19 protein-coding genes are annotated in these 22,155 nt (G+C 42.1%); 18 read left to right on the forward strand and 1 reads right to left on the reverse strand.

What is annotated here, in order from left to right:
- Positions 1-80 precede the first annotated feature (80 nt).
- From ACIGBM_RS04370 to ACIGBM_RS04455, 18 genes are all read left to right on the forward strand, one after another.
- A complete protein-coding gene (locus ACIGBM_RS04370; protein WP_397476890.1) occupies positions 81-1,298 on the forward strand; it encodes a lipocalin family protein in 1,218 nt (405 codons plus the stop codon).
- A gap of 352 nt (positions 1,299-1,650) precedes the next feature.
- Entirely contained in the window at positions 1,651-3,093 is a 1,443-nt protein-coding gene (locus ACIGBM_RS04375; protein ID WP_397476891.1) for a glyceraldehyde-3-phosphate dehydrogenase, read from the forward strand.
- A gap of 290 nt (positions 3,094-3,383) precedes the next feature.
- Positions 3,384-4,589 (forward strand): Obg family GTPase CgtA, encoded by a 1,206-nt coding sequence (gene cgtA / locus ACIGBM_RS04380; RefSeq protein ID WP_057759175.1) that lies wholly within the window; start codon positions 3,384-3,386, stop codon positions 4,587-4,589.
- Between the two features lie 77 nt (positions 4,590-4,666).
- The gene (proB, locus tag ACIGBM_RS04385; RefSeq protein ID WP_057759177.1) at positions 4,667-5,839 is read left to right on the forward strand and encodes a glutamate 5-kinase; all 1,173 of its coding nucleotides are present in this window, start codon (positions 4,667-4,669) and stop codon (positions 5,837-5,839) included.
- A 92-nt stretch (positions 5,840-5,931) separates the two neighbouring features.
- Complete coding sequence (gene hemE, locus ACIGBM_RS04390) at positions 5,932-7,068, forward strand: uroporphyrinogen decarboxylase (RefSeq protein WP_191114928.1); 1,137 nt, start codon at positions 5,932-5,934, stop codon at positions 7,066-7,068.
- Between the two features lie 136 nt (positions 7,069-7,204).
- A complete protein-coding gene (gene argC, locus ACIGBM_RS04395; protein ID WP_397476892.1) occupies positions 7,205-8,272 on the forward strand; it encodes an N-acetyl-gamma-glutamyl-phosphate reductase in 1,068 nt (355 codons plus the stop codon).
- 103 nt (positions 8,273-8,375) lie between these two features.
- Positions 8,376-9,242: a hypothetical protein gene (locus ACIGBM_RS04400; RefSeq protein WP_397476893.1), complete on the forward strand. Its 867-nt coding sequence runs from the start codon at positions 8,376-8,378 to the stop codon at positions 9,240-9,242.
- Positions 9,243-9,408: 166 nt separating this feature from the next.
- Entirely contained in the window at positions 9,409-9,804 is a 396-nt protein-coding gene (locus tag ACIGBM_RS04405) for an ATP-dependent Clp protease adaptor ClpS (protein ID WP_397476894.1), read from the forward strand.
- A 636-nt stretch (positions 9,805-10,440) separates the two neighbouring features.
- A complete protein-coding gene (locus tag ACIGBM_RS04410; protein ID WP_397476895.1) occupies positions 10,441-12,981 on the forward strand; it encodes an AAA family ATPase in 2,541 nt (846 codons plus the stop codon).
- Positions 12,982-13,160: 179 nt separating this feature from the next.
- Positions 13,161-13,898, forward strand: coding sequence for a uracil-DNA glycosylase (locus ACIGBM_RS04415; RefSeq protein ID WP_397476896.1), 738 nt, complete (start codon positions 13,161-13,163; stop codon positions 13,896-13,898).
- A gap of 27 nt (positions 13,899-13,925) precedes the next feature.
- Positions 13,926-14,450, forward strand: coding sequence for a tRNA adenosine(34) deaminase TadA (tadA, locus tag ACIGBM_RS04420; protein WP_397476897.1), 525 nt, complete (start codon positions 13,926-13,928; stop codon positions 14,448-14,450).
- 189 nt (positions 14,451-14,639) lie between these two features.
- A complete protein-coding gene (cmk, locus tag ACIGBM_RS04425) occupies positions 14,640-15,407 on the forward strand; it encodes a (d)CMP kinase (protein ID WP_397476898.1) in 768 nt (255 codons plus the stop codon).
- A 307-nt stretch (positions 15,408-15,714) separates the two neighbouring features.
- Complete coding sequence (gene rpsA / locus ACIGBM_RS04430) at positions 15,715-17,403, forward strand: 30S ribosomal protein S1 (RefSeq protein WP_057759193.1); 1,689 nt, start codon at positions 15,715-15,717, stop codon at positions 17,401-17,403.
- Positions 17,404-17,728: 325 nt separating this feature from the next.
- On the forward strand, positions 17,729-18,040 hold the full coding sequence (locus ACIGBM_RS04435) for an integration host factor subunit beta (protein ID WP_397476899.1): 312 nt from the start codon (positions 17,729-17,731) through the stop codon (positions 18,038-18,040).
- 62 nt (positions 18,041-18,102) lie between these two features.
- Positions 18,103-18,510, forward strand: coding sequence for a lipopolysaccharide assembly protein LapA domain-containing protein (locus tag ACIGBM_RS04440; protein WP_102091942.1), 408 nt, complete (start codon positions 18,103-18,105; stop codon positions 18,508-18,510).
- Positions 18,511-18,614: 104 nt separating this feature from the next.
- Positions 18,615-19,313 (forward strand): orotidine-5'-phosphate decarboxylase, encoded by a 699-nt coding sequence (pyrF, locus tag ACIGBM_RS04445; protein ID WP_102091941.1) that lies wholly within the window; start codon positions 18,615-18,617, stop codon positions 19,311-19,313.
- A gap of 225 nt (positions 19,314-19,538) precedes the next feature.
- Complete coding sequence (locus tag ACIGBM_RS04450; protein ID WP_397476900.1) at positions 19,539-20,336, forward strand: metallophosphoesterase; 798 nt, start codon at positions 19,539-19,541, stop codon at positions 20,334-20,336.
- Between the two features lie 156 nt (positions 20,337-20,492).
- Positions 20,493-21,329, forward strand: coding sequence for a histidine phosphatase family protein (locus ACIGBM_RS04455; RefSeq protein WP_397476901.1), 837 nt, complete (start codon positions 20,493-20,495; stop codon positions 21,327-21,329).
- A 152-nt stretch (positions 21,330-21,481) separates the two neighbouring features.
- On the opposite strand, the gene rpsT is transcribed toward ACIGBM_RS04455, so the two are convergent.
- Positions 21,482-21,748, reverse strand: a complete 267-nt coding sequence (gene rpsT, locus ACIGBM_RS04460) for a 30S ribosomal protein S20 (protein ID WP_010200097.1) — start codon at positions 21,746-21,748, stop codon at positions 21,482-21,484.
- Positions 21,749-22,155: the final 407 nt, after the last annotated feature.

The raw sequence follows: 22,155 nt of genomic DNA on the forward strand, positions 1-22,155 counted from the left end.
AATGGCTTTTAGAAAACGAGACCAAATAGATGCCGTACATAAAGCGTTTTTAACAATCACTATTTAAGAATGGTACTCCTATGAAAACCAATAAGTTACCTGAGTCAGCATGGACTGATTCACAGGCAGCTGGTTCTCAACTTCAGCAGCCTAAGCAATCGCTCAATGACAATGAATATGGCGATGATACGCAACAGACAAACCAAGCTAGTAACGATGCTAGCTATAATCACGACAGCTCGAATGGCGAATATTCGCACCATCTGGCAAAAGACACGTCTTCGCAAGACAGCTATTTTGGATACAAAAGCGCCGACAAAAGCCCTAGGGCAAAAGAGTCAGCTATGAGTAACAACGAGATAAGCAAAGATCTAAAAAGTAGCAATGAGGACAATCATGACGTGGCTAGTGGCTACAAATCATCTGGCTATAAGTCAGCGCAAAATAAGTCGCTACAAAAGCTAAATGAAGATGAGCCATTGATGTCGGGACTGTTAGAGGATCAAATAGATAATCTCAGAAGTAGTTCTGAACACGCCATCGACGCTGAGCAAATGAGTGATGCACCAACAAATAATTCATCTTACAAAGAAATACCGGAGCGCATATTTATGAATGGACTGATCAAACATACAGGCATTGCCTTAGCAATTATTATACCGTTAGCAGCGTTCTCAGCCTATGCGGCCACGCCGCCAGTGAACATGGCAACTAATGGCACGTCTGATGATGCGATGAGTAAGAAGACCACAACAGATATGCTATCGGTTAAGCCAAGTGATATTATCCATAAATCTGCAAGCACACCAACTACCGTAGATAGCGTAGATCTGAACACCTATGCAGGTACTTGGTATGAGATTGGCCGTTTGCCGATGTATTTTCAGCGCAAGTGTGCTGGCGATGTGACAGCCAATTATGCTCAAAAAGATGACGGCTCAGGAATAACGGTAACTAATAAGTGTGTGAGCGAGGACGGTTCGGGTATTGTGGCAGAAGGTTTGGCTAAGCCAGTCGATGAAAGCGGCAGCAAACTAAAAGTGACGTTCTTACCGAAGTGGATTCGCTGGATTCCAGTCGGCCGTGCTGATTATTGGGTGCTAGCACGTGATGCAGAGTATAAAACTGCGCTAGTAGGGACACCTGATAAAAAATACTTATGGCTATTAGCACGCTCGCCAAACATCAGTCAGGAAACGTATACCAAATATCGTCAAATTGCTCAGCAGCAAGGTTATGACTTAAAACAGTTTACATTGACGTCGCAGAGCAACCAAACGGTGAATCTAGCACCATAAGCGTTATAACTAAATTTACTGCTTTAATTAAACCATATAGCGATTATTATTTAATAACGTCTCGATAGGGCAGCATATATGGCTGCCTTTATTTTTATTACTAGCTGTATATGAGAATTATATACAAGAGCTATATACGAGAGTAAAACCTATTATGCACGCTAGCTAATCGGTTACTACTGGCAAAATGAGGCGTTTTAGGCTAAAATCTAGGCGATTCAAATACTCTAGCGTCAATAACCCATATTGATAGTGGTTGATTATCATATTAGAGTCGCCATTTAGAGCATACACGACCTATCTATTTTACACTTCTTCATATTTTATTGATCATACATTACTGACCATAAGGATGTTTCTCGTGAGCAACGCTGATACCTTACGCCAATTACATCAAGACCACTTGAACAACTACAACAATCAAGAGCAACAAGCGATTGAGCTTATGGGGCTACTAAACAAGCTCTATAACAAGCAAGACGTACAAGTGACTTTGTTTGGCGAAACGCTAGACTCTACCTCAGTTGGTCAAATACTTGCCTTGCATCAAAAAGTAGCACTACGCGACCATGGCGCCAAAGCTATCGATATCGCTGATACTCTAGCGATGGTAAAAGTTATCTCAGAGAACACTAATATCCAAGCCACTCGTATCGATGTTGGTCAACTGATTGCTAATGATACTGACTTACAGACCGCTCTACAGTCTATCAACAACGCTGGTGCTGTAAATGGCGCGACGGATGTTGTGCTGTATGGATTTGGCCGTATCGGTCGTATTTTGACTCGTCTGCTATTGTCACAAGCATCAAGTGCGAAAGGTCTACAACTAAAAGCGATCGTTGTACGTCCAGCCGCTGCTGGTGACTTGGCTAAGCGTATCTCATTGCTTGAGCGTGACTCAATCCATGGTAGATTCTTAGGTGGCATCAGTATTGATGATGACAACAACGGCATGATCGTTAATGGTCGTTTTGTACAAGTTATCTATGCTAAAGACCCAAGCGAAATCGACTATACTGCTTATGGTATCGACAATGCTCTTGTTATCGATAACACAGGTATCTGGAAAGACGAAGCAGGCCTTGGTAAGCACTTACAGTCTACTGGCGTGAAAAAAGTACTACTAACAGCACCTGCTGGCGGTGATATCAAGAACGTCGTTTATGGTGTGAACAATGACACCGTTGGTGATGATACGATCGTTAGTGCTGCTAGCTGTACGACCAATGCGATTACGCCAACGCTGAATGTATTGAATGATGAGTACGGTATTGTCAATGGTCATGTAGAGACTATTCACTCATTTACCAATGATCAGAACTTGGTTGATAACTATCATAAAGCTGACCGCCGTGGTCGTAGTGCGGTGATGAACATGGTTATCACCAGTACTGGTGCTGCAAAAGCTGTTGGTAAAGCATTGCCAGAACTAAACGGTAAGCTAACGGGTAACGCTATTCGTGTACCAACACCAAACGTCAGCTTAGCAATCTTGAACGTGAATTTGAAAACTGCTCCAGCAAGCGCTGATGCGTTGAATGAGTTCTTACGCAAAATGGCTAACAGCAGCACTTGGCAGTCGCAGATTGCTTATACAGATTCTACAGAAGCGGTATCAACTGACTTTGTTGGTACGACTCATGTTGGTATTATCGATGCTCAAGCGACTATTTTGACTGACAACCAAGCTATCGTATATGTTTGGTATGACAACGAAGTAGGTTATAGTACTCAGGTATTGCGCTTGGCGACGCAAATGGCCGGAATCAGCTACGCTCAGATTCCAGCATAGATTACTAAATACAGTAGAGCAATAACGTCATGCCAAGTATAGTAGCGCTATCGTGTCATAAGAATGGCGCTGTAGCAGATGCTACTTTAAATAGCTTGGTAGGACTTTAACTGTCATACTTAAACACCCGATAGTCCGATTGATTATCGGGTGTTATTGTCATAATGGGCACTAAGTAAAAGTAGACTTTATACAGTGTTTATTTTGACGCAACAACATAGCAAAACCCCAAAATACAACCGTTGGTTGTAACCAGTTTATAGACTGGATTGTGAATTAAGGAACGTAAGATGCGATTTATTGATGAAGCCGTCGTAACGGTAAAAGCAGGTGACGGTGGTAACGGAATCGCCAGTTTTCGCCGAGAGAAGTATGTCCCACGTGGTGGACCTGATGGTGGTGATGGCGGCAAGGGCGGAGATGTATATGTCATTGCAGAAGACAACACCAACACCCTAGTTGACTATCGTTATACGCGTCGTCATGACGCCATGCGTGCTGAGAACGGCCATAGTAGAAACTGTTCAGGTAAAGGGTCTGATGATCTTTATTTACCAGTACCAGTTGGTACGACGGTAGTTGATACCGAGACAGACGAAGTATTGGGCGATTTGATTGAGATTGGCCAGACACTACTGATTGCCAAAGGTGGTGATGGTGGTCTAGGTAATACCCATTTCAAAAGCTCGACCAACCAAGCACCGCGTAAAGCGACGTCAGGTTTTGAAGGCGAGCTAAAAGTTCTTAAGTTTGAGCTAAAAGTAGTGGCTGATGTTGGTTTGATTGGTTTGCCTAATGCTGGTAAATCGACCTTTATCCGTCAAGTCTCTGCTGCTAGACCAAAAGTGGCTGATTATCCGTTTACCACGCTAGTACCAAACTTGGGTGTGGTCGATATTGGTCGTCATCGTTCATTTGTAATGGCAGATATTCCTGGTCTTATTGAAGGTGCATCAGAAGGCGCTGGACTTGGTATTCGCTTCTTGAAGCATGTTGCGCGTACACGTCGTCTGCTACACTTAGTTGATGTCAAGCCTGTTGATGGTAGCGATCCAGTCGAGAACGCTCGTGTTATCTTAAACGAGCTTGAGCGTTTTTCTCCTGAATTGGCCAACTTACCGCAGATTTTGGTATTAAACAAAATCGATCAGGTCAATGATGAAGATTTGAATGCGCTTTGTACTCATATCGTCGCAGAGCTTGGTTGGACTGGTATGGTCTTCCGTACGGCAACGCTAACTGGTGAAGGCGTTGATGCGGTCAAATATCATTTGATGAATGACATCGAACTTGAGCGTGAGCGTGAAATAGAAGATCCTATCTTCGCTGAAGCACAAAAAGAACGTTTTGAGCGTTTAGAAGCTGAAGTGCGTCTTAACACTGAAGCACAGCGTGAAGCATATCGTGCAGCTCGTAAAGCAGCACGTGAAGGCTTGGATGCGTCTGATTTTGACGACGATGATGACGATGGCGTTGAGGTAATGTACGTTCCTTAAGCTAGTATGCTTGAGCAGTTATACTTGAATTGTGAATTTAATCCCTACAATCAATTGATATGAAAAAAGGAGTTTATATGGCAGATGACATAGCAAACACGATGGAAGAAGCAAGATTTGTTAAGCAAACTCGCAACTTTGATATTCAGCGCGTTATTGTCAAAATTGGTTCATCATTATTAACCAATAACGGTCGAGGGCTGGATCGTACTGCCATATATGAGTGGGCAAAGCAAATTGCTAAGCTGCACAAAAAAGGCGTTGAGGTACTGCTGGTATCATCAGGTGCTGTTGCTGAAGGTGTGGTACGTATGAACCTTGAGGAACGTCCCAAAAAACTAGCAGCACTACAAGCCTGTGCTTCTATTGGTCAAATGGGGTTGATTGAAACATGGTGGTCAGCTTTGATTCAGCATGGCATTCAAAGCTCGCAGCTACTCCTAACTCATGATGACTTGTCTAATCGTAGTCGTTATCTTAATACGACGGGTGCGCTGACACAGTTATTAGAATGGCGCGTACTACCTGTTATTAATGAGAACGATACCATCACGATTGATGAGATTAAATTTGGCGATAACGATACCTTGGGTGCGATGGCAGCCGCGATGGTTAATGCTGATTTGTACATTATCTTAACCGATCAAGAAGGTGTCTTCACTGATAATCCACGTGATAATCCTGATGCCAAGATGATTCGCCAAGAGCGTGCAATGGCTGATTATTTATTTGATATTGCAGGAGACGGCGGTAAACTTGGACGCGGTGGTATGTTAACCAAAATTCGCGCTGGACGCCTTGCTGCAATGGGCGGATGTCCTACTGTTATCGTCAGCGGTGCTATCGATGACGTTATCACTCGTGTGGTATCAGGCGAAGCTGTAGGTACCTTGCTGACGACTAATGACGAAGATAAAATCATCGCACGTAAACAGTGGCTAGCTGCGCATCTACGTATGTCAGGTAGCTTGGTCGTTGATGCAGGTGCTGCAAGAGCATTGACTGAGCATAATAGAAGTTTATTGCCAGTGGGTGTTGTAGAAGTGCAGGGCGGATTTGATGAAGGTGATGTGGTAGAAATCATTCATCAAGATACAGGTGAGCGTATTGCCGTTGGGCAGGTAAACTTTTCATCGAATGATGCGCGCCGCGTCGCTCGTGAGCGTACCGAACAGTTCGATAAGATCTTTGGCAGTAGCGAAGAACGTGTCGTCATGGTACACCGCGACAACCTTGCATTAACTGTATAGCGCTTTTATATAACCTTTTTTATTCAACTTATTTTATCCAGCACAATATCCATTGATAAATATGGATATTGTGCTGTTTTGGAGATTTGTACATGAGTGCTTCAGACGGTAGTAACTCGGTTCAGCAACAGTTTGCACCTTTAAAAAATGATAGATTGCTACGTGCATTACGTTTTGAGCCCATTGATACCACACCGGTATGGATGATGCGCCAAGCTGGTCGTTATTTGCCAGAATATAAGGCCACTCGTGCTGAAGCGGGTGACTTTATGAGTCTGTGCAAAGATACAGACCGCGCTACTGAAGTGACTCTACAGCCCTTACGTCGTTATGACTTAGATGCCGCTATTTTATTTAGTGATATTCTAACTATCCCTGATGCAATGGGACTGGGCTTGTATTTCGAAACTGGTGAAGGCCCTAAGTTCAAACATCCTATCCGTGAGCAGGCTGATCTTGATAGATTGCCAGTGCTTGAGCCAAACGATTCTCTAGACTATGTCATGCGTGCTGTAACCAGCATTCGTAAAGCATTGAATGGTCAAGTTCCATTATTCGGTTTTTCTGGTAGTCCGTGGACATTGGCTACTTATATGATAGAAGGCGGTAGCTCGAAGGATTATCGTTATACCAAAGGCTTCTTGTATAGTAACCCTGATTTTTTACATCAATTACTAGACAAGCTGGCGACGTCAGTTATTGACTATTTAGATGCCCAAATCGTCGCTGGTGCTCAAATTGTACAGATATTTGATAGTTGGGGCGGAGCGTTAGGTCATCGTCAATTTATCGAATTTTCGCACATTTATAATAAACGTATTGTCGCTGAATTAAAGGAACGTCATCCACAAGTACCTGTAGTGCTATTCACTAAAGGTGGTGGGTTATGGCTTGATATTCAGGCTGACAGCGAAGCAGATGTGCTAGGTCTAGACTGGACGATGCCGATTGATCGTGCGCGCCAAGTATTGACTGAGAGTCAGCGTCAATTGACCAAGAAGCATAAAAAACTGCAAAGCAGCAAAGCTATCCAAGGTAACTTAGATCCAGCGACGTTATATGGTTCGCCTGCGACAATTCGTTCTGAAGTGAACGCCATGCTTGACCGTGCTTACGCTGATGGTGAAAAGACTGGTTACATAGCAAACTTAGGTCACGGTATCACCCAGTGGGTTAACCCTGACAATGCCAAAGTGTTTGTGGATGCAGTACACGACTATAAAATTTAAGAGTCAGAATATTTAGAGACTGATTCTGTCTTTGTTCGCATTTGTGGAACTGTATAATTTATAGAACTGCATGAGTTATAAGCAAATATAGAATCTATCAGTGCATATTTAGTATTTACCAAGAAAAGGGTGTTTTATGATTTCAGCAGCGATCGTAGGTGGTACAGGCTATACGGGTATTGAGCTCATTCGCTTATTATCTGCTCATCCTGAGGTTTCTATTGATTTATTAACTTCTCGTAGCGAAGCTGGCACTCGTGCTGATGAAATCTTCCCAAGCTTACGCGGTGTCTCTGACATCGTTTTTAGCGACTTAGGTGATAATACGCTTGCTGCATTGCAAAAATGTGATGTTGTATTTTTTGCGACGCCGCATGGTGTTGCAATGAAGCAAGCTGAAGCGCTTACCCAAGCTGGCGTCAAGGTCATCGATTTGGCTGCTGATTTTCGTTTGCAGTCACTGACTGACTTTGAGCACTGGTACAAGCAGTCACATGTTTGTCCTGAACTGTTGAAAACAGCAGTCTACGGCCTACCAGAAATCAATCGTGACAAGCTTGCGAATGCTTTACTAGTAGGCAACCCAGGCTGTTATCCAACTACTGCGATTTTGGGTCTAAAACCAATTATCGAAGCTCAGAATAAGCAAGCAGAGCGTTTGATTGAGTCTCGTATCGTTATCGATGCAAAATCTGGCGTGTCTGGTGCAGGCCGTCAAGCATCACTTGCACTTAACTATGCTGAGACAACAGATAGCTTTAAGGCTTATAGCGTTGAAGGCCATCGTCATTTACCTGAGATTGAGCAGGGTGTTGCACAGTTATTAGACAGTCAGTTCGCGCATCGTATTCGCTTTTTGCCGCATTTAGTACCGATGATTCGTGGCATGCTCAGCTCTATTCATATGGAGTTGACTGACGAAGGTGCTGCTATCGATTGGCAGCAAGCGTTTGAAAATAGCTATGCGTCAGAATTGTTCGTTGATGTCATGCCAAAGGGGCTTTATCCCGATACGCGCAGTGTTCGCGCTAGTAACCGTCTACGCATTGCGGTACATCAGGACAATGAGCGCGCTGAGCTAACGGTTATCGTCGTTCAAGATAACTTAGTCAAAGGTGCTGCTGGGCAGGCTGTACAAAACATGAATGTGATGTTCGGTTTTGATGAGTCAATGGGACTGAACTTTGCACCGATTGTTCCTTAATATCAACGACTTCATATTCCAATCATTCACATTTTCGGTGCTAGGTATTGATTATAAATTCGGCTATAATGACTTGCCCTTACCCTTAAGAGATACTGTCTAAATGCGTGTTCAGCTCGTACTACGCTTTTGCTCACAGCCAGCACGTCAATCGTGCAAAGACTCGGTTATACCTAGCTTGGAGCGCAAACAGCATTCCTTTAGAAGTAATAATGTCCCTATAAGTGGTATTGATAGCTCACAACGCGGTGCTTCTACATTGGTATTGGCACTGTTCGTTGTAGCCGTATTAGTGACAGCGATGGTTGGGCTGGTATTCGGTCATAAGCTTGGTTACCAACGTGGCCTTCATTCGATGGAAACAGAAGCCAAGCAAGCAATCATCGATAGCACTGAAGCGACACAAGCGCTAGAAGATTTGCGCCTTAGCAATAAGATAGCTACTAACCAAGCGGCAACTGCCAAACAAGAACTGGCCATCAGTTTGGCTAATTTAAAAGAACTGCGTGAAAGCCAGCAAGAATTGACGGTAGAAAATAAACAAGTGTCACAGCTCAATGAGCTATATTCAGATGTCATCCGTGAGAAAGGTGGTATGCCTTTACAGGTATTAGGTGCCAAAATTTCTCCACTACCTGAAAATGCTTTTGAGTATGGTTTTGATATTGGGATGCTCGGTAGCGATGGTCAAGCCAAACGCTTAAGGCCTGTATTGACGTTACTTAACAATGATGATCTTGTAGAAGTGCCACTTGACCCTGCATACCATATGATCGAAGGCATCGTTCGGATACGTGGTCGCTTTGTAATGCCATCAGGCTTTAGACCATTGCAAGCCAAACTGACTTTGCAAGCTGGTGGTCAGAAAGTAGAGCAGTTGTATGACTGGAAGCTCGGTGATAGTGTGGATAACATGCTACCATCGCTCCTAGATTTACCAGAAGTTGATGAAAGTCCTATCGTACCTTAATTACCTCATGTCTTAATGAAATACTCAGTGACGATGCTGTGGTTGAAACCGAAGCACAACAGCCCTAATTAGTGGTTGTGCTTTATACCATGCCTTATCGCCTGCCTTAATAATCTCTTCTATCTTAAACTTACCTTATAATTATATTTTGATTATGATGAAAAAAATGATATCACAAGCCACGCCAACGGTTGCTGATTGGCACTTTCCCAATATGCCTGCTCATCGTGCACAAGACGGTGATACCGATGGTGAAACGTCACCGCAAGCAGATGTATTGGTCGCAGAGCCTGAAGTAGCCAAACCGCCTATGTATGCGGTCGTTATGTACAATGACAACTACACGCCGATGGAGTTCGTTGTATACATATTGCAGTCAGAATTTCGTCATAGTATGGATGCTGCGGTCGAGATTATGCTGACTATTCATAATAGCAGCAAAGGTATTGCTGGCATTTATCCTAAAGATATCGCCGAGACTAAGGCCAAAAAAGTAAATAGTCTGGCACATCGTGAAGGTTATCCGTTATTGACCCAGATTGAGCCGCATCAAGGCGAGTAGAGCAATTTATTAATTTTTTATACTGATATATGGCTTTATTAAAGCTTTACCTACTGTTCTTTACTTCTAAGTAATCCATATTAAAGCTCACTTTTATAGTGAGCTTTTTCGACTTTTCAGTCACCCCTCTTATATATGAACTTTGCCTCTTAAAATAGTTTTATTATCCATAGAGTCTTGATTTTTATAGCAAATAACCCTATCTATTAAACAGCCTATTTAATAGTCTTAGACTAAGTATCTCAGTTAAACTTGCTAAAACTCTGTCATTTCTAGCTTCTAAAATATCAATCTCTCTTTCTATCTAATCAGTTTTTCAACATTTAATATTCGTTATTAGAGTTGTCGCTACTAGCTTGTAGCACGCTTTGATACATTTTAGTCTGTGTTAATAGATTGACTCCGTCGAAGTATCGTGTTGATATAAAGAAAAGCGGCCATTGATAGTTGTGATTACTGTTGGCTGATAGCGAGATTATAGTATTTAATCAATAGTCTACCGCTCACCTCATTTATTCATGACTTCTAATAATACGAATACAGCCCTTGAACAATTCATCTACCGCCCTGATTTACTTACTAACTCATTCATAAAACTATCAATTATAAAGATAGATATAACCGTAGGAAGTTGTTATGTTAAGTCGTCATCTTGAAGTTTCTCTACGTTTAGCAATGACGCTTGCGCGCCAAAAATCGCATGAGTATCTCACTGTTGAACACTTGCTTTTGGCCTTATTAGAAAACACTCATGCTGCCAATACGTTGACTGCTTGTAATGCTAATGTCTCGGCGTTGCGTACTGAGCTTGAGGTTTATATTAATAAACACACGCCAACTATCGATGCTGATACAGAACAGTCACCGCAGCCGACTCAAAGCTTTGATCGTATTTTGCAGCGTGCTATTTTTCACGTGCAGTCGATCGGTGGTGGTCGTTTGGTAGAAGGCTCTGATATTTTGGTCTCTATGTTTTCAGAACATGATACCTATGCTGTCTACCTGCTTAAAAAACAAGGCATCAGTCGCCTTGAGCTAACCCAGTATTTATCACACGGCCAAGATAAAGAGGAGCCATCTGAATCACGTGGTTCTGCAGGCACTGAGCGTCGTAGTGCTTCTGAAAAGACCAGTAAAGATCCATTGGTTGAATTTGCGACCAATCTAAACCAGCGAGCTGCTGAAGGTAAAACCGATCCTTTGATTGGACGTGCTTCTGAAATTGAACGTGCTGCCCAAGTACTGTGCCGTCGTCGCAAAAATAACCCATTGCTAGTAGGTGAGCCTGGTGTAGGTAAAACCTCTATCGCTGAAGGTTTAGCATGGTTAATTATTAACGACAAAGCACCAAAGCCCCTTAACGGTTGCGTGATTTATAGCCTTGATATCGGTTCACTGATTGCGGGAACTAAGTATCGCGGTGACTTTGAAAAACGCATGAAGTCATTGCTTGATGCGCTAAAGAAAAAACCAAATGCTATTCTTTTTATCGATGAAATTCATATGATTATTGGTGCTGGTTCATCTATGAGCAGCAATATGGATGTATCGAATCTTATCAAGCCAGCGCTTGCTAACGGTGAGCTGCGTTGTATTGGTTCAACGACCTTTACTGAGTATCGCCAAGTATTTGAAAAAGATCATGCATTGTCGCGTCGTTTCCAAAAAATCGATGTCAAAGAACCAAGTGTGGATGACACCATCGATATCCTACGCGGTCTGAAACCTCGTTATGAAGAATTCCATAATGTTGAGTATACGGATGAAGCGTTGGTCACAGCGGTACAGTTATCAGCCAAACATATTCATGAGCGTTTTTTACCTGACAAAGCTATTGACGTGATTGACGAAGCAGGTGCATATAAGCGCTTAGGTGTGGTACCTGATGTCGATGATATCGAAGCGGAAGAAAGTTTCATTGCTGATTTAGAGCAAGATTTTGATGCGCAGATTGATGCTGATATCGAAGGTATCGATGGTGATACAGATAATGAAATGCAGGATGAAGCAGCGACTGCAAAAGCAAGCGATAGTGCTAAATCAGCAGATGGTGTGAAATTGTCAAAAGGTCAAAAGCCACCGATGAAAATCGATGTTGCTGATATCGAGGCTATCATTGCTAAATTGGCGCGTATTCCACCCAAATCTGTATCGAGTGATGATAAGAGTATCCTTGAGCACCTAGATCGAGATCTGAAGCACTTGGTGTTTGGTCAAGATGAGGCGATTGCTACGTTGGCTGATGCTATCAAGCTATCACGTGCAGGATTAAAAGCACCAGATAAGCCAATCGGTTCATTTATGTTTGCAGGTCCAACTGGTGTAGGTAAAACAGAAGTGTCGCGTCAGCTAGCGAACCTGCTAGGTGTAGAATTGGTACGCTTTGATATGTCAGAGTACATGGAAGCGCACACGGCATCACGCTTGATCGGTGCGCCTCCAGGTTATGTTGGCTATGATCAAGGCGGCTTACTCACCGAAAAAATCAATCAGCATCCACATTGTGTGTTGTTGCTTGATGAGATTGAAAAGGCGCATCCAGATGTCTTCAACTTGTTACTACAAGTAATGGATCATGGTACGTTGACTGATAACAATGGTCGTGTGGCCATCTTTAAACAGGTCATAGTTATTATGACAACGAACGTTGGTGCTGATAGTATCAGTCGCTCGTCAATGGGCTTTACTCAACAAGACCATAGTCGTGATAATACAGAGTCGCTGAAACGTGTCTTCACGCCAGAGTTCCGCAATCGCTTAGACGCTATAATTCAGTTCAACCCTCTAGATACGTCAGTTGTTGTATCGGTTGTCGATAAGTTCTTAGTTGAATTACAAGTGCAACTCGATGATAAGCAAGTAACGTTAGAGATTGATGATGATGTACGTGACTACTTGGCAGATAAAGGCTATGACCGTCTAATGGGTGCACGTCCGATGCAACGTCTGATTCAAGATGAAATCAAAAAACCGTTGGCAAGTATGATTTTGTTTGGTGATCTGGTTAATGGCGGTGTCGTGCATCTGACCTTAGAGCCTAAAGTCGATGATTCTCAAGAGAATGATACGATGAAGCTGGATAAGGTGTCAGACAAAGGCTCAGCTGATAGTCGTATTATTCTGACAGTTGTTGAAACTCATGAGCCACATCCTGATTCTGAGTCTCTAGCCAGCTAAGTTGTTGGTGTTAATATGATAAAAACGGCTACCGTATTACTGCGGTAGCCGTTTTTTTATTGCTATAATTCATCAACAAAGCGTACACCGTTTTTTGTTAGTATGATTGTTTACAGTAAGCTGGCTTTAACAAAGCTATGGAACTTATAACAAGATAACAAGTATAAAAAGGACACACTATGGAACTGTTCGATGAACCGACAATCAAGACTCCAGAACAAAAACAAGCGATTTTAGACAATGTCCGTTTACCAGAAGATTGGAAAATGGCATTAGCAGATGAATTAACGTCTGAGAATATGGACAATCTACGCGCATTTTTAAAGGAAGCCTATCAGTCGGATGATAGTATCTATCCGCCTGCACCATTGATGTTCAATGCGCTTAATCTCACGCCGTTATCACAAGTCAAAGTGGTAATCTTGGGCCAAGATCCTTATCATCGTCCAGGTCAGGCTATGGGGTTATCATTTTCTGTTCCTAAAGCCATTCCTAAGCCACCATCACTAAATAACTTGCTTAAAGAAATGGCAGATGACATTGGCATTCGGCCTTCAGCGCATGGCGATTTGACATACTGGGCACAGCAAGGCGTTCTACTGCTTAATAGCTCATTAACTGTCCGAGAAGGCGAGCCAAACAGTCATCAAAATAAAGGTTGGGAACAGTTTACTGATGCCGTCATCGATGCCGTCAATGAACAGACAAAGCATACCGTATTTATTTTGTGGGGTAGTAAAGCCCAGAAGAAAGGTAAGTATATCGATACCGATAAGCATTTGATTCTGACAGCGGTACATCCATCACCACTGGCAGCAAACCGTGGCGGTTTCTTTGGCACTAAACCTTTTTCTAAAACAAATGACTACTTGGCACAGTATGGCCAAACTCCAATTGACTGGCAATTACCACAATAAATGCAAAATATACAGAATATAAGCTTAATGCCGTATCAACCCTTAAATATTCAGTCCAGCACCTTTTGGTCAGTTGAAGACGTTAAATGGATGCGAGAGGCAATTGAACTTGCTAAACAAGGTGCTGAGCGAGGAGAGGTACCCGTAGGTGCGGTATTGGTACATGATCAGCAGATTATCGGCCAAGGGTTTAATCAACCTATTAGTAGCCATGATGCTACTGCGCATGCAGAGATAGTTGCATTAAGAGACGCTTGTACGCGTTTAGAAAACTATCGACTGCCGCTCCAGACTACTCTATATGTTACTTTAGAGCCTTGTACGATGTGTATCGGTGCTTTAATCCATGCGCGTGTAAACAAGTTGGTGTACGCAGCGAGTGAACCGCGTGCTGGGATGGTTGGTAGTCAAATGGACTTATCATTACAACCTTTCTATAATCACAGTATCCAATCCTATAGTGGGTTATGTAGCAAGCATAGTAGCCAAATACTCAAGACATTTTTTCGTGAGCGTAGGCAAGCGGCGAAAAAGAATAGAGCCACTATGTAAACTCAAAATACTAATAAACAAGATATCAGTCTTGGTGCTAGTGGTCACGATGATTTTTTGCTATAATATTGCCCTATTTGATAGCACCCATTTCAATGGGCTATTAAAGACTTAACATACGAATAAATATTGTTTTATTAATGACATATGATAAGCGATATAAGTAACGCATATTATTGAGTAAGTATTATGACTAGTTCTACACCTGATAATGTTTTACTCAATACAGAGAATAGCCACATCTCATCAGTGCGCTATCCTGTTATTTGTATCGATGGTCCTAGTGGCGCTGGTAAAGGCACTGTTACATGGCGTCTGGCACAAGTACTGGGTTATCAGTTGTTAGACTCTGGTGCGCTTTATAGAATTGTCGGACTAAAAGCCTTTGAAGCGGGTTTGATTAGCGCAGATGCTAGCCAATCAATTGACGAAGATGCTGTACTGGCATTGACTGAAAGCTTAGAGATAGCGTTTGTACCAAACAATGACTCAGGACGTGTAGATATCATTGTTAATGGACAAGCAGTAGGTGAGCAAGTACGCAATGAAACGGTCGGAGGCTATGCATCACAGATAGCTGTCTTTCCACAGGTTCGCCAAGCATTGCTTAAGTTACAACAAGATATGGCCACTCGTTCTGGTTTAGTAGCTGATGGCCGCGATATGGGTACGGTTGTTTTCCCAGATGCTGATGTTAAGGTGTTTTTGACCGCCAGTGCTGAAGCACGTGCAGAGCGCCGTGTGACTCAGTTGTTGAACGCTGGTCAAACAGCAGATTTTGAGGCAATTTTAGCGACGATAAAAGAGCGTGATGACCGTGATGAAAATCGCAGTACAGCGCCATCAAAGCCTGCGGCAGATGCCCTATTACTTGATAGTTCAGCACTGAATGCCGATGCAGTATATGAGCAGGTCAAAAAGCATTGCCAAGATAAAGGTGTGTTTTTCACCAGTTAGTTATTTAATAGCTAGTAAAAACAACATATTAAGTACCAAAAAGTTTCCTATTAATCATTGTTTTAGTATAAAATAATACGGTTAAGTTAAATTTTATTGAAGCAGTAAGAAAAACCTAGTTTATTTAAGATATTGCAGTCGATATAAGACAGTTGTTGTTAGTCAGTTTTAATTACGATGAGCTCGCTATCAACAAACGTTTTTTTATATGATTGCATGGGATATAAAACCAGTATTTCGTTCTATACAATCATAAATTTGATCCGTACTGTGCTGGACAGGATACGGCTATACAAAGGTAGACATAATGGAATCATTTGCTGAACTATTTGAAGCGAGCATTGAAGAGCAGGGCCTAGATATCGAGCGTGGCTCGGTTATTACAGGTGCTGTTGTGGCCATCGATAGTGATTGGATCACAGTAGATACTGGTCTTAAATCTGAAGGTATCGTCGCTCGTGAAGAGTTTTTAAGCGAAGAAGGCGAACTTGAAGTTGAAGTTGGCGATAGCGTTGATGTCGTAGTTGAAGCGGTTGATAACGGCATGGGTCAAACCTTGCTGTCACGTGAGAAAGCTAAACGTGTTGAAACTTGGAACTTCCTTGAAAAAATCGCTGATAACGATGAAATCGTTAAAGGTATTATCTCAAGCAAAGTTAAAGGCGGTTTCACTGTAGATATCGGCTCAGTACGCGCGTTCTTACCAGGTTCATTGGTAGATGTACGTCCTATCCGTGATACAACGCATCTTGAAGGCAAAGAGCTAGAATTCAAAGTCATCAAACTTGACCAGAAGCGCAACAACGTTGTTGTTAGCCGTCGTGCAGTTATGGAAGCTGAAAACTCAGCTGAGCGCGAAGAGCTATTGAACAAGCTTGAAGAAGGCATCGAGATCGAAGGTATCGTTAAGAACCTTACTGATTACGGCGCGTTCGTTGATCTAGGTGGTATCGATGGTCTATTGCACATCACTGACATGGCATGGCGCCGTATCAAGCATCCATCTGAAGTTGTTGAAGTTGGCCAAGACCTAAAAGTTAAAGTATTGAAGTTTGACCGTGAACGCAACCGCGTTAGCCTAGGTCTAAAACAACTTGGTACTGATCCTTGGGATAACGTTGGCGGCACTTACCCAGTAGGTAGTGTTGTAAAAGCTCGCGTAACCAACTTGACTGACTATGGTTGTTTCGCTGAGATTTCTGAAGGTATCGAAGGTCTAGTACACGTATCAGAAATGGATCATACCAACAAAAACATCCACCCATCTAAAGTTGTTCAAGTGGGCGATGAAGTTGAAGTAATGATTCTTGATATCGATGAAGAACGTCGTCGTATCAGCCTAGGTATCAAACAAACTCTAGCTAACCCATGGGATGAGTTTGATAAGAAACATGAGCGCGGTGATAAAATCACTGGTACTATCAAATCAATCACTGACTTCGGTATCTTTATCGGTCTAGACGGTGGTATTGATGGTCTTGTTCATCTATCTGATATCTCTTGGAACGAAACTGGCGAAGATGCTATCCGTAACTACAATAAAGGCGACACCGTTGAAGCAATGGTATTGTCTGTAGATGCAGAAGCTAACCGTATCAGCCTAGGCGTGAAGCAGTTAAGCTCTGATCCATTCAACGAATACCTAGTCAACAATGACCGTGGTGCTATCGTTAATGGTAAAGTAAAAGAAGTAGATGCCAAAGGCGCTACTATCGAACTTGCTGACGAAGTTGAAGCTTATCTACGTGCTTCTGAAATCCAACGTGACCGCGTTGAAGATGCAACTAAGCATCTGACTGTTGGTGATGACGTTGAAGCTAAAATCATCAGTGTTGATCGTAAAACACGCAACATCAACTTGTCTATCAAAGCGAAAGACGAAGCTGAAGAGCGTCAAGCGATTAAAGATCTTGGTAGCACCAACACTACTGCTGCTCCAGGTTCTGATGCACAGCCAAAAACTATTGGTGATTTGATCAAAGAGCAAATGCAGTAAGCTGCAAACTATTGATATAAAAGTAATATAAAAAAAGCGACTTCGGTCGCTTTTTTTTTATGATTAGATTTTATTAACACAGTTAGTAATAGAGGTTTTTAGCCAAATGGGCAAACTCTTATTCCCATTTACGCTAATATCCGCTATCATTTGCACCATTGAGTAACGAGATGATAGTTATAAGCTTTTTATGGTCATAATATGATTCTGAATGTTAGTTTTCAAAGATTCAGTATATATAGTTTAATTATACAAACGCATTTACGTACTATAGAGCGTTGACTTATCATCAGCTTATCCATCAATCAACAAGGCAAGCGTAATAATGCAGCAAGCGATTAACAAATCCGAATTTATTAGTAATTTGAGTGCAAACTGTGACAACATGGCAGATACCGTGGTTGATGACGCAGTGCGTGAAATCTTAAACTTGATGACCCATACTTTAGCCAATGATGGCCGAGTCGAAGTTCGCGGATTCGGTAGTTTTTGTCTACATCATCGCCGTGCCCGTATGGGACGCAATCCTAAGACAGGTGAAAGCGTACCTGTACCGGCTAAAGCGATTCCACATTTTAAGCCAGGCAAGGCCTTACGCGAAGCAGTAAACGATACGGTAGCAAACCCAAACGGTTAATTAAACCAGCACTGGCTATCTAACCGTCAAAATTTATCATTCCAAACAGAGGTAACTGTCTCATGCGCTTTCTACTATTTGTATTGCTATTCTTGAGCTTTGCCTATTCACTTGGTTTGGTATTGGCAAATAATACTGAGGTCGGAGTCAACCTACTGTTTTCACAAGCACCTACGATGAATCTAGGGTTGCTACTTATTTTGTGTTTGATGCTAGGTATTGTTATTGGTATTTTACTGGCATTGCTTATCTTTCGTGTGCTGCAAAATAAGTGGGAAATCTCACGTCTGCAAAAAGCAAACGCAAACTTGCAAGAGCAATTGACTCAAGCCAATACAGTTATCGATCGTCAAGCAAGCGCGCCAACAGTAGATGAAGCTGTTTATGGTGCTTCTGCTGCCAATGTACAAAGTAGTGACGCAACTAGCCTAACTGAAGGCTCTACTCTGTCTAAGCGTAGACGAGATTAAGTCGTTAAGTGATTTTTTATGTGATCTGCTAGGTGATAGCTTAACGATCGCAGTACTGACCTCAAATACAATACTTTGATAACTTCAAAATATATGGTAAAACCATGAATAATGTAATTAACTCTCCAGTTGTCGTCGCTCTAGACAATATGACGGTAGAGGCGTCTCTAGCGTTAGCTGACCAGTTAGATCCATCTCAATGCCGATTAAAAGTCGGTAAAGAGCTGTTTACGCGTTGTGGCCCTGATATCATCAAGGCACTGCATCAACGTGATTTTGAAGTGTTCTTAGACTTAAAATTTCATGACATTCCGAATACCACTGCTCAAGCAGTGTTAGCGGCCGCTGAGCTTGGTGTATGGATGGTGAATGTCCATGCTAGCGCAGGGTTAGAGGCCATGTCGTTGGCAAAACAGCGTTTGCTAGATAGAGATCTTGATACCTTGCTCATCGCAGTTACCGTATTGACCTCTATGGATAGTGAAGCGTTGATGCAAACAGGCATCACTGATAGCTTAGATACCCAAGTAAGCCGATTAGCACAATTGACCAAGCAAGCTGGTCTTGATGGGGTAGTTTGCTCGGCTCAAGAAGCAAAGGCACTTAAAGCATTATGTGGTCAGGATTTTAAACTGGTGACGCCTGGTATTCGCCTAGCAGAAGATAATGCAGATGATCAAAAACGTATCTGTACACCAAGTCAGGCGCTAATAGACGGTTCTGATTATTTAGTCATTGGCCGTTCGATCACTCAAGCCTCAGACCCTGCTGCTAAACTACAGACAATACTTCAAAGTATTTAAGTTTGAATAAATGTTAAGAAAAAAAGACAGCCTAAATGGCTGTCTTTTTACTTTTTGATGGTCGAGGAAAAGCTGCTACACTACTTAAATTTATTCTTACAACCTTTCTAAAATATAATAACTATATTAAAAACGCTCATTTAGCTAAATATCAGTAGTACTGCTATGAGTGTTTATCGCTAATTAGATTTTTAATAATAACGCCACTAAGTGATGTTGGATAATATGAAATTACAGATATTGAGTGACTTACATATTGATAGTTATGCACGTCAATCGCACCCCGTTGGACATATTCCTAAAACTGATGCAGATTTAGTATTAGTAGCAGGGGACACTGCTAATAGCGACAAAGGTATGCCGTGGTTGCAAGAACAAGCAGCGCGCTTAGAAGTTCCCCTGATTACTATCGCTGGTAATCATGAATACTTTGATGAAGACGTATTGAGCTTTGACCGTAAACTGGCAACTTGGGATAATTATGATGCTGCGTCTAAAAAAGGTGTTCGCGTATTACAATGTCAGCATATTGATATCGGTGATATACGCCTTTTAGGTTGTACGCTTTGGACAGATTATCAGTATCATGCTAACGAAGACACCATGGCTGCTGCTAGGCATTTTATGCGTGACTACAAGCAGATTTACGCAGGTAACGAACTGTTTTCGCCTGAAGTATCTATGCTGATTCATGCGGAGCATCGTCAGTGGCTGCAGCAAGCTTTGATGGAATCTCATAAACTTGGTAAAAAAACAGTAGTCATGAGTCATCATAGTGTCAGTGCATTATCGGTGTCTGAAAAGTATGCCAATCTACCGAGTAATGCAGCTTTCGTGAGTGACTTGTCAGGATGGATGAATGAGGATTGGGCACCGATGCTTTGGGTACATGGACATACTCATGAAGCATTCGATTATAAAATTGGTAATACGCGAGTGATTGTCAATCCACGAGCTTACCCTAATGAGGTTAGTAGTACGGCATTAGAGTTTGCATGGGACAAAGTCATTGATATTGGCTAGGAACGTATGTAAATATTTGGCAAATCTTCATTTATTTTAGGTATAGACTCTTTTGAATAAAGTGTTTTTTGAAAGAGTGAAGGTATTTATAAGATATATTGCAACTAGATTTGTCTGTGGTTCATTCCTGATAAGAAATCTGCTAGGCTTGCTGTCATGAGTAAATATTTGAATAACACCCTGTCCAAAATATCTGCTGACAAGCTCGCGAGTCACACCCCAAGCGCGCCTGCACCTTCGCACCTACCAGATAGTATGATTTCCTCCGTTAGCCTATTGCCTGAAAATAAGCGGCTGATTCTATTTACTAGGCACTCTTTACGCGAGCGTTCTGATGGTAATGGTTTTGCTAGCTATCAGTTGCCGTTGACTCCCAAAGGTCGCATACTGGCAAAGTCTTGGGGTCGTTGGTTATCAGGTCATCTACCATATTCGCTCGACGTCGATAGTATCTCTAGCCCCATTGGACGTTGTATCGATACCGCGCAGTTAATGCAAGAGGGAGCTGGGCTAAAACGTGATATTGCACATCAGTCGCTGTTGGTTGAGCCTGGTAGCCTCGTCACCGAGCCTGAAATAGCTAATCCTGTGTTCAAAGAAATTGGCGTGCTGAACTTTATCAATCGTTTTTTGCAAGGCAATCTCGAAGGGACCAAAAACACCTATCAAGGCGGTTTGGATATTCTGTCGCTTTTTTATCAGAATCAGCCGCAGCACGGCCATCTGATGCTTGCTGTGAGTCATGACACGTTGTTATCTGCGTTCTTAGCAGTTATGTTCGATGTGGTAGAGATTGATTGGAATGATTGGCCAAAGATGATGGAAGGCGTGTTCTTATGGTTTGATGATAAGCCATTTGATCAAGCGAGCGCGCATTTCATTTGGCGGGGTCAAGTATATACGCGGCCGATTAGTTCATTATTAGACGGTTACCGTGCAGCTGGCTATCATCCTAGCAAGTTGCTATTGCCGCCAGAAGTACAGTGGAATTGATGTTTTGTTCTTAATCGCAAATTGAAATGAGTTGATATGCGTCGAATACGTTTTGAATAGGCATAAAAAAACCTTGCCATGGTATTAGAACCAGTGACAAGGTTTTAGTCATTACGCTATAAAAGCGAAATGCGGTCTAATCAATACAAATCTTAAGCTTGTAGGCCTTTGATTGTTTTGTTTAGGCGGCTCTTACGACGAGCAGCTTTATTCTTATGAATAATACCTTTGTCAGCCATACGATCAAGAACTGGTACCGCTTTTTTGTAAGCTTCGGTAGCCGCGTCATAATCTTTAGCTGCGATAGCCGCATCAACACGTTTTAAGTAAGTACGAACCATAGAGCGTTGTGACGCAGAGTTCTGACGACGTTTAGTGTTTTGACGGGCGCGTTTACGAGCTTGTGCAGTATTAGCCACGCGTATCTCCTTGATAAAGATAGATAAAAATATGAATGTTGATTGCAATAATGGGTTTAACAATCATCGGTGACGAGCAGCCGTCTCGTCAAATATGATGTCGATGTCTGATATTAAAGTATCTAATATGAATAGATCATCGTAAGCGTCAGAGCTGTTTGGAATAATTAAACAGCGTTGACGTGTAAAGCCGATTATCTTAGCAAATTATTGAACTAAGGACAATATATTTGATGATTAATGCTCAAAGAAGTTACGTAATATCATCGAATTTGGGTCATTCTAGTAACTAAATCAGTAGTAAGCGCTAATAGACGTAGAGGGTTGATAAAATCTCTTACAATATATCCTATATAATAGCGTCAGTTATTGAGGAATTTAGGTATGATATTCTAACGATAGACCTT

The organism is Psychrobacter sp. NPDC077938 (assembly GCF_044542635.1).
Taxonomy (GTDB): Bacteria; Pseudomonadota; Gammaproteobacteria; order Pseudomonadales; family Moraxellaceae; genus Psychrobacter.